The following is a 13,830-nucleotide window of genomic DNA, read 5'->3' on the forward strand; positions in this document are numbered from 1 at the left end:
AATTAGGTAGTAAAGCCGCCGATGACAATAATGACTAATAAAAATAAGATGCTCTGGAAGAGAAACAGTTCTTGAGCTGTTTCAACAGGTGTTGTGGTGATGGCTTGAGCCACCTCACCACTGAAAAATTGGGTTTCTGTGGTGACAGCACTAGTAATGCCATAGGTGGAATAATTTAAGAAAACAGTAATTGAAATCGTACAAACAATCAATAAAAGGGTCATAAGAATAGTGAGCTGGATTCTTAAAGACATACGTTTAAACATTCTTTGCCTCCATATCGTTTATAATGTAGCCCTCACCAATTTTAGTTTCAATTATTTCGTAAGGGAAATAGACTGCCAGTTTTTTCCGTAAGGTGACAATGTGAACTCGAACGGAGTTGCTAAAACTTGCATCTTCAGATTCGCTCCATACATGCTCAATCAGGGCTTCTTGACTCACAACCTTGCCTTGATTAAGCAAAAGATATTCCAAAATGGCAAATTCTTTTTTCGTTAGTTTGATCGGCTGTTGATTGAAATGGACAGCACGACTTGCTAGATTTAGCGATAGATTATTATAAGTAAGAATCGTATTTTTTGAAGCAAACTCCCAGCGAAGTAGGTTCCGTATGCGGGCCTCCAACTCACTAAAATCAAAGGGCTTTATCAGATAATCATTTGCACCATAATCTAAGCCCGTGACTTTATCCAATACACTACTACGGGCGCTGAGAATTAAAAATTTCACCTGCGTATCTGTCTTGCGCACTTTTTCTAATAATTCAAACCCACTCATCTTCGGCAAATTAAGATCCAAGATGATTAAATCATATTGTTCAATTGCAATTTTTTCATGAGCTTCTTCGCCATCAGAAGCCGAATCCACAGAGTAGCCATCTATAGTCAGGCCCTCCACAATAGCTTCCTGTAAATCTAGTTCATCTTCTACAACTAATAAGCGCATTTTCTTTCACCTCTTCAAAAGGATTATATAGCAAGGTGTGTTAAATTGATGTTAAATCCACTTAACTTTAATTTAGCACACCTTTTCCTATACTGGGCTTGTACCAAAATAATTATTAGGAGAGATTGTTATGAAGAAAATGATGTTAGTCGCTGTCACAATTTTAGGTTTAGGTGCTTCTGGAACTGTCCTGGCCTCCTCAATGGATGTTAAAGGAAATGATACGGTAGAAAATGTTTCTTTAAAGAAAGAACAGGCGAAACAAATGGCACAAAAGGATGAGGACTCAACTGAAGCGGCTTTAACCACAGAACCAACTGCTACAAATGAGAGTGAGTCAACTGAGATAGATTCAGAGATTACAGAAGGTGACTCAACCGAAGCAGTTGCGACAATTGAGCAATCAGAATGATATTTAATGATACGGATCTGCCAAATCTGGCGGGTCTTTTTTTTTATTTTAATTCTTTTTTCTAATCTTCAATTGCGGAGAAATTAATTGGCTAAAGAAAGTTGTTGTTGGTAAATAATTCTTTTGAGTGTATTAGCGGCGGGTTTCATCAACTCACATGGCCATTTAAATTTCTATCACTACGTCAGGCTATCAACCCAATAATCGGTATAAAAAAAAGTTTAATTGCGATAAGACATTGGTAGATTCCAATAATTCCTGGAAGCAGACAATTACTTTTTTTAAGAAAATTTGTAGTATTGATTTTAGAATAGCTAAAATTTTTTTCATCACTAACAAATTTCATGAACAACAACTTTACCCTAGAAATTCCAATGACCATTTACACACAAAAAAATTTCTATTAAACTAAAAGTAGGAATAAAAACACATTATGGTTGGTAGTCCATAAGTATGCGGTGCATATCAGTAACCTGCCCCTCCGGGTTGTCCCTTTCCGTTATCTGATAAAAGGGGGGCCTCGTAATGAAATTAACAATTTATTTCGATGGTAGCTATTGGTGTGGTCTGATTGAATATGTTGGAGTAGCAGGCGATTATCGAGCCTGCAACTATCTCTTCGGTGCAGAACCAAAAAATCCTGAAGTCGAAGCATTTATTTGCCAGCAGTTAAGTCAGGTTGTTTTGGAAAATGATCGAAAGCTAGCTACATCTGTCAAAACGGGCAACATCAAAAAAGAGAAAAAAGTCAGTCTTAAAAAAATGCAGAGAAAAATTAACAAGCTAAAAAAGCAACCAGCATTGTCAACTAAGGCGCAACTGGCCATGAAAGAGGCACAGGAGCAGTTCAAAGTGCAAAAAAGGAAGCAAACAAAGCAACAAAAAGCGCAACAGAAGGAAGCACAATTCTTGTTGAAACAGGAAAAAAGGCTTCAAAAGAAAAAAGGACATTAATCCTCACTTCTGCAACTTTGAGAAAGCAGACATTTCTCCTTGGTTATTTTGCTAATAACTAAATAAGCTCCTTTGATTTCTGTCTCATTAAGAAATCAAAGGAGTTTTTTTGCATTCAATATTTATAGTATAGATTAAACAATAGTTGTCTAACGAAATACCTTCAGTGAATTAACATCAGCTTTCATTCGCCGAAGAACCAGATATTATAAAATCCGAAATCTTAATGATGTCATCATCTTTCGTCTGCATAACTTTGAGCAAAATATTGTGGTACTATCCGAAACCTATCAAACGCTATAGCAAAAAGTAAAAGAGCAGCATGAATTTAAATAAAATTCTTCATCTTTACACTATGCTCCTAACTTCGACATCTCTATGGCTATTGAGAATAATACAAATTGATTAAAGAAATCTATTGTTGAATTTAACCTAGTTCGCTAAGTCAATCGACTAATTGGTATACCAGAAAGCCAACAAAACAAGTGCAACTCTAAATATACAGTTGTTCATATCTTTTGTTGCTTAGCTGTTAACTTCAAAGTGGGCATTGCTTTTGTTCAGAGCAGATAATTAAGAATGTGAATTCTTTAGGGGGATTTTTTAGGTTAGTATTGCGATGATTGAACGGAATATTATTTAGTTGTGGGGAATTATTTCATTTTTTTTTGCAAAAAAAACATCCCTAAAATTTTCAGGAATGGTCTAAGTGGAAAATAAATTAAAAGGTATACTTCGCGACTTAATAATTTTTGTTATCTTAAACAATAATGTAACAATCTGTATAAATTTTAATCTGTTTTGTAAATGTTAAAATAACAGACGAATTTTAATATAAAAACTATTGTTCTTTTTTTTTATAGAGTATAAACTAACGAAGTTGTTTTATTGTGAAGAATTAGATTAATAGAAATATAAAATATAGTTTATCTAAGTTCTTACAACTAACAATTGTAGGAAACAATTTCCCGCACAGTTAATCACCAAATCTATATATTACAGTTTAATTGCAGATTCTTTAATTGTCAACACTATTAAAAAAAATATTTATTATTTTTGACGGATTATGTGGATTTTGAAAAGCTAAAGTTTCTTGGTGAAAAAATACAGTAAACTATTTTTAATAAATTAAGAAAAAATATTTGTAAAAAAAATTGTGAAAAGTATAGTATTCAGAAAAGATTCTAAGTCACTTTTGGTCTAGCATAAAAGGACTGCTTTTTTTGACTTTAAATAACTGATTTTTTCTTTTTTTTTGAAATAATTCTACTGAAAAAATGCTTATCAAATTTTACGCCGTCAAAAATATAGTCATTAAGAAAGGATGTCTCTCTATTAGTAAACGTGGGAAAAATATTTATAAAAGAAAAGATGGTCGCTGGGAAGGGCGCTATATGAAAGAGCGCACTCCCGATAAAAAAATAAAATATGGCTATGTATATGGGAAAAGTTTTTCCGAAGTTAAAAGCCAGTTAAGCATACTTCAAGCAAAACATATCTGGATACCCAATAGTTTTTCAAAACTATCTAATATTAAATTTGAAGATTGGTATAGTAAAAACTTTCTTCCATCAATAAGAGATAGAGTAAAAATTTCTACTTATTCGAACTACCTTAGGACCAGTACTACCTATATATTACCTTTTTTTTCAAGGATGCAAATTTCTGACATAACAGACCAAATTTTACAGGAGTTCGTGGCTTACTTGTCAAGAAAAGGTCTATCGGTAAATACTATTCGTTTGATTTTAAGCCTGGTTAAACAGTCCGTAAACGAAGCTTATTTTCAAGGATTAATTACTAATAAGATTGAAAGGAAAATTGTTTTACCTAGAGAAACACCAAAAAAAGTGCATGCTCTTCATTTATCTCAGCAAATTGTATTAGAATCGCTTGCAAGGAACGATCTATACGGACTGCCAATACTTCTTTCCCTTTACGCCGGCCTGCGCATCGGTGAGATAAGTGGGTTAACTTGGGATGATATCGATTTTGAACGGAATCTACTCCAAGTTAATAAAACTGTTGTGCGGATAAAAACGACGGGTACCTATGAGAAAAGAACTCAAGTGATTATAGACAGTCCAAAAACTACCTTATCAAACAGAGTTGTTCCTCTAACAAAAAAATTGAAAGAATACTTAATTGTAGAAAAAGAAAATAGATATTCAAAATACCTAGCTTTTACAAAAAATGGCTTTGCAGAACCAAGAGTTATCAACTATAGGTTTAAGAAACTAATAAAGTATACAGACTTTGCAGATGCACATTTCCATATGCTGCGTCATACTTTTGCCACCAGAGCAATCGAGCAAGGAGTGGATATTGTCAGTTTGAGTAGAATTTTGGGGCATCAGTCTGCCAAATTAACATTAGATACCTACAGTGACTCTATGATCGAGCAACGTCAAAGCGAGATACTTAAACTTGATAACATTTTCAATTAACAGTTTTTCAGCATAGCAAGAAAAATTGATGACAGCAGCAACTATTTTTAAATAAATGTTTACTTTCGAGAACTGGATTAGCCTCCAGTTCTTTTTTTTGCCGTCAAAAACCCCGTCAAGGAGTTGAAATTTCACTTTGCTTATTTGGTTAAATGACTATGTTTCCTACAATTGTTAGTTATCAGAAAAAATATGACTTTTATATAACATAGGAATACTAGTGTTTAATTTCTATATAGTCAAGTTTTGTGTGTTATACATTTAGAAAATCTAAAGGTTTTATTACCAAAATTCAATTTTATTAAAACAACTAGTAGTAGGTGGAATAAATGAAGCAAATCCTATTTTTAACTCAAAATCTCTATACAGATAATGACTGGCAAGATAAGTTTCAAAAATTAGGTTATGAAGTTTTCTGCTCCAGTCGGATTTTAGATGATTTTTTGAGTAAAAAAAATTTTTCGCTATTCAACTATTTTCAGTATTTGGTTTTTAGTGAAAGTATTTCAAATATAAATGTTCAAAAGATTATGAAAAATCTTGAGGGAAAAAATATTGTTCTCTTTAGAATTGACAATGAAATAACGTCCTCGACTGATTCAAGTGAAGAGGAGTATCAAGAAGATGTTTATTTTTTAAATTCACGAATGTCAATTTCAGAAATCCGTGAATTATTCAGTAAAACTCAGATAAATGAACATTTTCTTAATTCTAATCAAATAAGTAAGTTTGCTGCCGAGGCTGACTATATTTCACCTCGATTAATAGGTTTGTTTTTTTCTAGCCTATCCAAAAAGGAACAAGAATTTATTAGAATCCTTTTTGACAATAAAGTTACCTTTGTTCAACGTAAAGATTTATGTAAAGAGCTTTGGGTTCAAGGTGCTTCGAACTCAACTTTAACGCAGTTATCACAAATCATGGGAAGAGTTAAGGTTAAACTCAAACAATTTGATTTAAGTGATTCCCTTATAGAAACTCATTGGACCAAGGGGTATGCGTTGAAGCCTGCTTTGTATGAGAGTCTTGAAGTTTTTTTTCAAGATTTCAAGTGACAAGCAGCACATTTTAATATGTGTCACAGCAGCAATCTTTCTTTAAGCAAGTTTTGACATATGTGAAAAATCTCTTATTGGAACCAGGGTAAACATCTAACCTTATAGAAAGGGGGAATGTTGGTTATCTTGGCAACCATCAAATGATATTGAAAAGTTGCTAAAGAGCAGGTAAAGAAAGGATGTTTTAAAAACAAAGGTAATGGGACAGGAGGGAAGAGTGAATGAAATGAAAAATGGGAGAGGATGTTTGTCGCCTTTAATAATTGAACGTGGACATAATCTGCAGAATTGGATGCCCCTTTACACGAAGATAGTGACAGCGTGAAATTGTTCCTCAAGGAAAGTTTTATTGACTCTTTATTTGTAAAAAAACTCTTTTTAAGAGGCACAGATTCAACACAGTTGTTGCAAAAAATTTCATATTACTATTCAAATCTTACGGTGATAAATAGTTATTAATTAATCGCAATCTTTATTCGATTGCAAAAAAAGTGGGGGGGTTACAATGAAACTTAAAAAATTTTTAGTAGGTCTTATGGTAGGCGCATTTATAGTAGGTGGGATTAGTACTCTGGGGATTTTAAGAAATACAGAGGTTACAAATGCTGCTGACGGAGATGCTTTTGCTCAAATAAGATTTACTACTGACGATGCCTATGTTTTTGAAGATGGATCAAAGGTAAAGGATTATACGACAGATAAGGAAGCAATTGAAACTTTAAGTTTACCAATGTTTCAAAAAAATGATGCTCATAGCTTTGTTGGTTGGCGACTAACGGAGCTATCATTGGCAGCACAAACTGAAACTAAGCACCAAAAGACTAGAGGACAAAATCCTGATAGTGATTCCTATGATTTAGAGATTGGGACAGTATATCAGCCTCATGAGTTGTTAAGAATCGGTTTTTATCACGGTGATGAAGCAACATTTGAAGCAGTTTATGCTGCTCAGGGTTCAGTAGGGAGTAGTGATATCTGGGAGCAGGATTATGGAAATTCAGTATCAGATAGAGTACCTTCAGTGGCAAGTCAAGGGGTAACAGCAGGTAATATTACAGTGCTCCGGTATGCTTCAGGTGCCTATACAGAAATAAGTAGTAGAGGAGTTTCAGCTGATAATTTTAGGGCTGCCCTGTTTGATATTTATGTTGATAATCAGCCAGTTGCTGATTATGTTATCGCAATTGCGAGTAACAGTACTATTGGTATGACAGGATCAACTTATTCATCGATTGGGAACAAAACTGAAACAGCAACTAGTGCTTCTGATGTGAGTTTCTATTCTTTAAAAAACAGAGCGAACAGTATCACCATTACAGGTGCACCAAATGACCCTGTCGATGATACACTTGCAAAAAGTGCACCAGCAAATACTGCATTATTGAATTTTAATACGACAACTGCAAACGGATTAAATTTTGGGACGAATGTCGAATTTAGAAATATTCGTTACAATACACCTTTTTTAGCTGCGAATGGAAATTCATTAACATTGGGTGGTAATAGCTGGGGAACATCTGGTACAACGGTGTATGGAGGTTCATACTCCGGTGATGTAACAGCTAGTTTGGGTGCAAGTATCACTGTTAGTTCAACGGGTTCTGGCACTTGGAACATTTTTGGAGGAAGTGAAACTGGTACTTTTACTGGAAGTACAAACTTAGTTATTAATAACTATAGTAATGCAATTAGTACTCTTTCTGGAGGAAATAAATCTGGTGTTGTAACAGGAGACACACATCTTTCCCTGTATAACGGTAGTGAGGTTATCTCAAATCTTTACGGGGGAACAGTAAGCGGAACTGTAAATGGAAATGTCTACAATAAGATGCGTTCAACCTCTGCTAGTTCTAGCGGTACATCATCTGCAAATAAGCTGACAGTCAATAATTTTTATGGAGGATCTGATTCAGGATCTGTTCTGGGTAATGTTGAAAATTTAGTTGCAGGATATGGAAGATTACCAACTGAATTTGTAGGCGGTAGTAAAACTGGGAATATAGGATTGAAAGACCAAAAAAACTATATTAACAACATTTACGATTCAAGCTTGTTTGGAACAGCGGACAATCCTGTTAGTGGAGGAAATAGAGAATCTGGCTATATTTATGCTGCAATCTTCAACACAGTACGAGCTGGGCTTACAACTGCATCAGGTTCAATTGATGGGTTTAATGGTTCTGCAGGAGACAACAGTAATAGGTTAGCAATAAATGAATCTGGGCTGGATGCTTTTGATGTCACTGATAAAGAAGGAAGAAAAAATTACGCTTTTAATGCTGCTGTTAATTCATCTACCGGCAAAGCAACGGCAGTTATAACCGTTGGAGACATAGATAGTCATCTTCTAGGGGGAGGATTCTCTTCTGGTGGTGAGGCGGGTTATGCTCATGCGACAGGTGTGAAAGGTTACTATGAAGGCAACTCATTTATGGAAATTGGAATTCTAAATGGGGATGATACTACCGCAGGCGGATATAATTTTTGTAGTTCCGTTGAGGGAGTACGTGTGAAAGATTTAACATATCAAGTTGGATCACGCGTTGGAGCTCCTTCCACGATGAGAACATATACAGGACAAGATTGGGATGTTTTCGGAGGTGCTGGAAGAGCGGCATCTAGTAGGTACTCAAGTTACATTTACGGTGACGCTGGAATTGTTCAAAATAACACATTAGCTCGTTGGACATATGGTGGCGGTTACTATGGAGGTATTGATGGAAATACAAGCAATACTGTGTATGGCGGATTAGTTGACACTCTTGAGGGTGGTGGATATGCAACAGACCGAATTTGGGGTAATACCACAGCGAATTTCCATAATGGAGAAGTCAATTTCTTCTTTTCTGGAGGAGGATGGGACGATAGTAAAATTTATGGAAATGCTACTGCCTACGCTACCGGAGGAATAGTTAACTGCGCAATTGGTGGAACTTATGGCAGTTCTGGTGGTCATACAATTAATGGGGACTCGAACGTTTATGTAACAGGTGGTAATTTTTCAGGCTATCCAAGTCATGGAACACGCGGATTTTCTGGAGGGCCAACGAATGCTGGACGAATTACTGGTAATGTCTCTTTAACACTTGATTTGAGAGGAACAACAGGATTTCAGTTACCGACTGGAGTTAATATTTCAGGAGGCCAAAATACAGCTGGCTCTGGAAGAGTTGGTACTGATTCAACCAATAGTATTGAGTTAAATATCTACACAGATTCTGGTTCAGATGTTTTAAATGGTGCCATCATATATGGAGATGCTGGAACGGCATCTAGAACGGAATCTGGACACATTACAATGAACATTGATGCTCCTGATTCAACTATTGGTAGTTTATATGCTACCAGTTACTCGAATATTGAGAGAGGCTCTCTTTTACGAGATGTCGATATCAATGTACTAAGAGCGGGAAGAGTTGGAGCTCTGTCAGGTGCCGGAAATGTAACTGGTGATGATGTAACCAATGCAATTTATAGCAGTTCGCTTTTGGACTCCAAAGCGATTGATGTTCATTTAGGGACGGAATTAGCTGAGAATCCATTCACCGGATATGCTGTTAAAGCGGATGATATTTTGGAAGAAGATAAAGAGATAAACTTTGGCGTATCAGGTAATACGACTGGTTTAATAAACTTTACTTCATTAACAATTGAAAATGGTTTTACAGCGTTAGCAAATAGCGGAAGTATCAAGAACGGGAGAAATGCAACAGCCACTAACCACTATAATCAGTACGATAAATTTGGAGATGTGACTATCGAAAATAATTCAGGTCTTGGAGTGACATCTGCATCATCCTTCATTTCTCTTGGGAAACTGACAGTTTTGGGAGAAGGCAGTATTTATTCGCCATCAGGGACAGGTAAAATAAATCTTTCTAGCATTTCAATGGCGAATGAAGAAGACCGACTTACTTGGCGTATGCAATCTGGAGGGACTTCTACTGTTAACTCAACAGGAACATATTTCGGAAGTGCATCTGCATATCAAGTACTTACTTTTAGCTCAACCGATTCAGGTGGACAACGAGTTACTGGCATGGCAGATGATATTACGCCCTTGAATTTCATGGGAATTGATGAAACAAGTGGAAAGACTTTTGTTGGAGACAGCGACATGACGACTGGAGCAAATGCGAGTGCTAATTTGCATAAAGAATACGGCATTATGATTCCAGGTTCTGTTATTGATTTCAATGTAAGTGGAGATTATGATCCTGATGACTTGAACAACTTGTTGAGCGCTGGAACTGGACTTATCAGTCATGATGTAACAGACGCCCAAACGGATTTAAATAATCCTCCGATGATTGCTTATGCAACAGTCGGTGCTAAGACAGGCGTTAAAACGGGTAGATTAATTATTCCAATTACTAGTGCTAAAATCTATCCAACTCTTACATTTGATCCTGATGATCCAACTGGTTCTTGGTTAAGAAGCGGTAGTATTGTTTCAACAAAAGTTGATGGTTCTTTTGATGAGATTATTGCGGAACAAATGAATACTGATTCTGTATCTTGGAAGATGGGAAATAATGAACCTTCAAAAGCTGAAGCAAATGAGTATAGTTACACAATTGATATTGTTTTCTCCAATGAGCTAGAACTCACGGGGCGCAATATTATTGTAACTGAATCTGAAGCAAAAGCACTGACAAATGATGCATTGGTACAAGAAGCACAAAATGTTTTTGGCCGTCCTTTCCTTACAACAAGTCTTAGTGGTTCCGATTTAGATTCGTTAGCCGCGGGATTAGACGAAGGTACGTTTAAAAAAGTTATTCCAATCACATACCATATTCAGGATTTTGAAGAAGTATCGGGTGTTGTGAATGAGGACGAACAAACATGGAATATTGTTATTGTACCAGATGGTTCTGTAATCTCAGATGAGCTGGATTTTGCACTTTATGCAAATAATGCAGAGATGCTTTTAACAGAAGCGGCAGCAGTAACCGATCAATCAGATGTAGATACTGTCACAAATGCAAGGGTGATATATGCTGACGGATCTCCAGATGGGGTTCCGAATTTGGATGAGAGTTACATTGAAGCTATTCGTGAAGCAGATCCATCAGCAACTATCCCAATTACCTATACAGCTACTCACACTGGTGAATTTTCTGAGCGGACTCTAAATAATTCAGTTTCCGTTACAGTTTTAGGTCATTCAGTACTAACAATAGAGTTTGTAAATGAAGGTGGTACCGTTCTTAGTGGTTACACATTAACTGCTGGAGAGGAAACTACAAACGATATTGTAACGAATCTTTATGTTGGAGATGTAGTGAATTTAAAATCGAAAACTTATGAGCTTATCCAACAGCAATTGGATGCTTTGGAGTTAGCAGGTTATGAAATTACAACCCGTCCAACAGATGAGGAAGCCTTAAGTATCACGGATGTAACGCAGACGGTTCAATACATTGTGACTGGGCAAGTCTTTTTAGAATCGAGTCCGACAACACTAGACTTTGGTTCTATTGATTACACGGCTGAAACCCAGCGTATCAATGATCCTTCAAAAGTGGGGGATGATTTAGTTGTGGCGGATACCCGTGCTGATATCTCAACGGGTTGGACTTTACAAGTAGCTATCACTGAGGACATGAAAAATTCTGTTACAGGTTCTATTATGACAGAGGCCTTGCTCTATGTTCGTGGCGATAACGATGAATTCACATTGAACAGCGGAAACCAGAATGCTTATATAAGTAAAACAGGTGGACGATTAAATGTAACAGGTACTTGGGGACCAGAAGCAAATGATTTGGGTCTCAAATTAGAAGTGAACCCGGCTAATGTCTCTGGTAGTCAACTTGGTACATTCTCAGGGATTGTGACGTGGACAATTATTCCGGGGCAACCGTAGAAGGGACGAGAGATAAATGAAAAAGAAAATAAGTTTACTCCTCGGCCTATTCGTGGTCATTGTCGGAGTTTATTGGAGTGGCCCACAAGCTTTAGCCGCAGGAGATGCGGGAGGGCAAGTTCAAGTTGATGGGCAAATTACGTTTTATGAAGATTCTACCGAGCCTAGTAGTACAACAAGCGAGAGTTCAAGTGTAGCTACATCTACAACTTCAAGCGAAGGGCTCCCTAATACGGGTGGTGGGAAACTACCTAATACGGGAGAAACTGTTCGCAACTTTAGTTTAATAGGTGGCGGAGTTATCCTCCTGACGCTATTATTCTTCCTTTACCGACGGAAAAGGGAGAATGAAAAGGGGGGACAAGCATGAGAAAGAAACGAATTGTTATTACCTCTCTTTTGACAAGCTTGTGTATCAGTTCGGTGGTGCTTAATGCAACCTATGGACAAGCAGCTTCCTCATTAGACGGGCAGGGATCAGTCTCTGTTGTAGGAACAGAGACGACCCCTCCCAAAGATCCAGAAAACCCTGGTGTAGAGGTTGATCCTGGACCAGGACCATCTACAAAAGGTGATTTGCGCATTGATTTCGTGTCGAGCTTAAACTTTGGAGCGACAAAGATTACAGAAAACAATCGAAAGTATGATTCCCTAGCTCAGCTATTCCACAGTGATACTCCGGCTCGAGGATATTATATCCAAATTACCGATCAACGGGGTAACGCGGAAGGCTGGAACTTGACATTGAAACAAGAAAGTCAGTTTGAGAGTAGGATTATTCAAGACCTAGAGCATCAACAATTAGATGGGGCTGTTCTATCCTTTGATAAAGGTTGGGCAAATTCAATGGACAGCGGGACTCCAACAGTGACCCGCGACACATTGGCTATTAACCAAATGGGAACAGCTTATACAGTTGCAACAGCAACCAGTGGTCAGGGTGCTGGTGTTTGGTTGATTTCATTTGGGGCATCTGAGGAAAATAATGCTAATCAAGAGAATACACTGACTGCTGTGACAGATGAAAAAGGTGAACCAGTCCTTGATGCAACTTATAATAAACCAGTTTATCGGAACTCAGCAGTCTCATTGTCTGTTCCAGCAGCAACAAAAATTTATCCAGTTCAGTATACAACAACCTTAACATGGACATTAGAAGCTGGACCAACAAGTTAAAACAAGTACCACATTATACTAGGCAAACTGAGGAAAATCCTCATTTGTAAATAAAAGGGAAAGAATATTAGGAGGAAAACAAAATGAAATTTAAACGTTTATGTGCAGCAGCTTTAATCGCAGCAGTAGGAGCTTCAGTAGTAGGACCAGTCGCAGCAAATGCGAGTGCATTGACTTTACCATCTGAAGGAAAAGTAACAGTTGTTCAAGGGGATATTGATACGCCAAATACTGATCTACCTGACCCGGAAGACGATGATAAAAATATCAAAGTCCCAGATGACGATATCAATGAAAATCCAAACAAAGGTCCTTTAGCATTGATGCGGACAACAAATTATGATTTTGGCACAATGGCTAAAACCGGTCAAGCAACTAGTGCTTATGCAGCACCAGTAACTGTTGAAATTTATGACAAAATGGATGATCCAGCAGATCCAAACACTGTCTTTACTGAAGTTACTCGTGGAGCTTTAGTTCAGTGGGGTGATATTGATGATAGTGCAACTTCAGGCTATGAAGTATCTGCGAATCTATCTACACAGTTCACAAATACGAACAGCAAAACATTAGATGGAGCGACTATTAAATTTAGCAATGGTATCTTGGCAACTCAAACAGATGGCGCGACTAATTTAGAAAGTTTTGAATCAGCATTTGAACTTTCATACAACACGCCTGTTGTTATTGCGAAAGGCGGTACTGCTAACAAAGGAATTTACACCGCTGAATACGGTCAAAGCCCAGACTACAGTCCAGTTGCAAACAGCATCGGTTATACAGGTGTAGCTGATACAGATACAACATCTGTTCAATTAAATGTACCAGCTGCAGCAAACGGTGGGATGGAAGTAGGCACAACATACACTGCCACTATCACTTGGTCAATTGCAAGAGTTGCTTAAAAACAGCACCATTTTTACAAATTGAAATCAAAAATTGCAGGCTGATGGAGAATTCTCT

General features: G+C 37.0%; 10 protein-coding genes. 8 read left to right on the forward strand and 2 right to left on the reverse strand.

What is annotated here, in order from left to right; genetic code table 11:
• Nucleotides 1–2 precede the first annotated feature (2 nt).
• Together AC1Z3S_RS12650 and AC1Z3S_RS12655 are read right to left on the reverse strand one after the other, a co-directional pair.
• Nucleotides 3–266 (reverse strand): hypothetical protein, encoded by a 264-nt coding sequence (locus tag AC1Z3S_RS12650; RefSeq protein ID WP_461740663.1) that lies wholly within the window; start codon nt 264–266, stop codon nt 3–5.
• Nucleotides 259–948, reverse strand: coding sequence for a response regulator transcription factor (locus AC1Z3S_RS12655; RefSeq protein ID WP_461740664.1), 690 nt, complete (start codon nt 946–948; stop codon nt 259–261). Before AC1Z3S_RS12655 ends, AC1Z3S_RS12650 begins: the two co-directional genes overlap by 8 nt.
• 130 nt (nt 949–1,078) lie before the next feature.
• Here AC1Z3S_RS12655 and AC1Z3S_RS12660 point away from each other — a divergent pair, with 130 nt between their 5' ends.
• From AC1Z3S_RS12660 to AC1Z3S_RS12695, 8 genes are all read left to right on the forward strand, one after another.
• Nucleotides 1,079–1,360 carry a hypothetical protein gene (locus AC1Z3S_RS12660; protein ID WP_461740665.1) on the forward strand — a complete coding sequence of 94 codons (282 nt, stop codon included), beginning with the start codon at nt 1,079–1,081 and terminating at the stop codon, nt 1,358–1,360.
• Nucleotides 1,361–1,885: 525 nt separating this feature from the next.
• Nucleotides 1,886–2,314 (forward strand): YjdF family protein, encoded by a 429-nt coding sequence (locus tag AC1Z3S_RS12665; RefSeq protein ID WP_461740666.1) that lies wholly within the window; start codon nt 1,886–1,888, stop codon nt 2,312–2,314.
• Nucleotides 2,315–3,708: 1,394 nt separating this feature from the next.
• Nucleotides 3,709–4,761 carry a tyrosine-type recombinase/integrase gene (locus tag AC1Z3S_RS12670; RefSeq protein ID WP_461740667.1) on the forward strand — a complete coding sequence of 351 codons (1,053 nt, stop codon included), beginning with the start codon at nt 3,709–3,711 and terminating at the stop codon, nt 4,759–4,761.
• Nucleotides 4,762–5,090: 329 nt separating this feature from the next.
• Entirely contained in the window at nt 5,091–5,816 is a 726-nt protein-coding gene (locus AC1Z3S_RS12675) for a winged helix-turn-helix domain-containing protein (RefSeq protein WP_461740668.1), read from the forward strand.
• 508 nt (nt 5,817–6,324) lie between these two features.
• Nucleotides 6,325–11,691 carry a beta strand repeat-containing protein gene (locus AC1Z3S_RS12680; protein ID WP_461740669.1) on the forward strand — a complete coding sequence of 1,789 codons (5,367 nt, stop codon included), beginning with the start codon at nt 6,325–6,327 and terminating at the stop codon, nt 11,689–11,691.
• 16 nt (nt 11,692–11,707) lie between these two features.
• Entirely contained in the window at nt 11,708–12,061 is a 354-nt protein-coding gene (locus AC1Z3S_RS12685; protein ID WP_461740670.1) for an LPXTG cell wall anchor domain-containing protein, read from the forward strand.
• The gene (locus AC1Z3S_RS12690) at nt 12,058–12,867 is read left to right on the forward strand and encodes a WxL domain-containing protein (protein WP_461740671.1); all 810 of its coding nucleotides are present in this window, start codon (nt 12,058–12,060) and stop codon (nt 12,865–12,867) included. Before AC1Z3S_RS12685 ends, AC1Z3S_RS12690 begins: the two co-directional genes overlap by 4 nt.
• A gap of 83 nt (nt 12,868–12,950) precedes the next feature.
• A complete protein-coding gene (locus AC1Z3S_RS12695; RefSeq protein WP_461740672.1) occupies nt 12,951–13,772 on the forward strand; it encodes a WxL domain-containing protein in 822 nt (273 codons plus the stop codon).
• The last annotated feature ends 58 nt before the right edge of the window (nt 13,773–13,830 follow it).

The organism is Enterococcus sp. LJL90 (assembly GCF_056924355.1).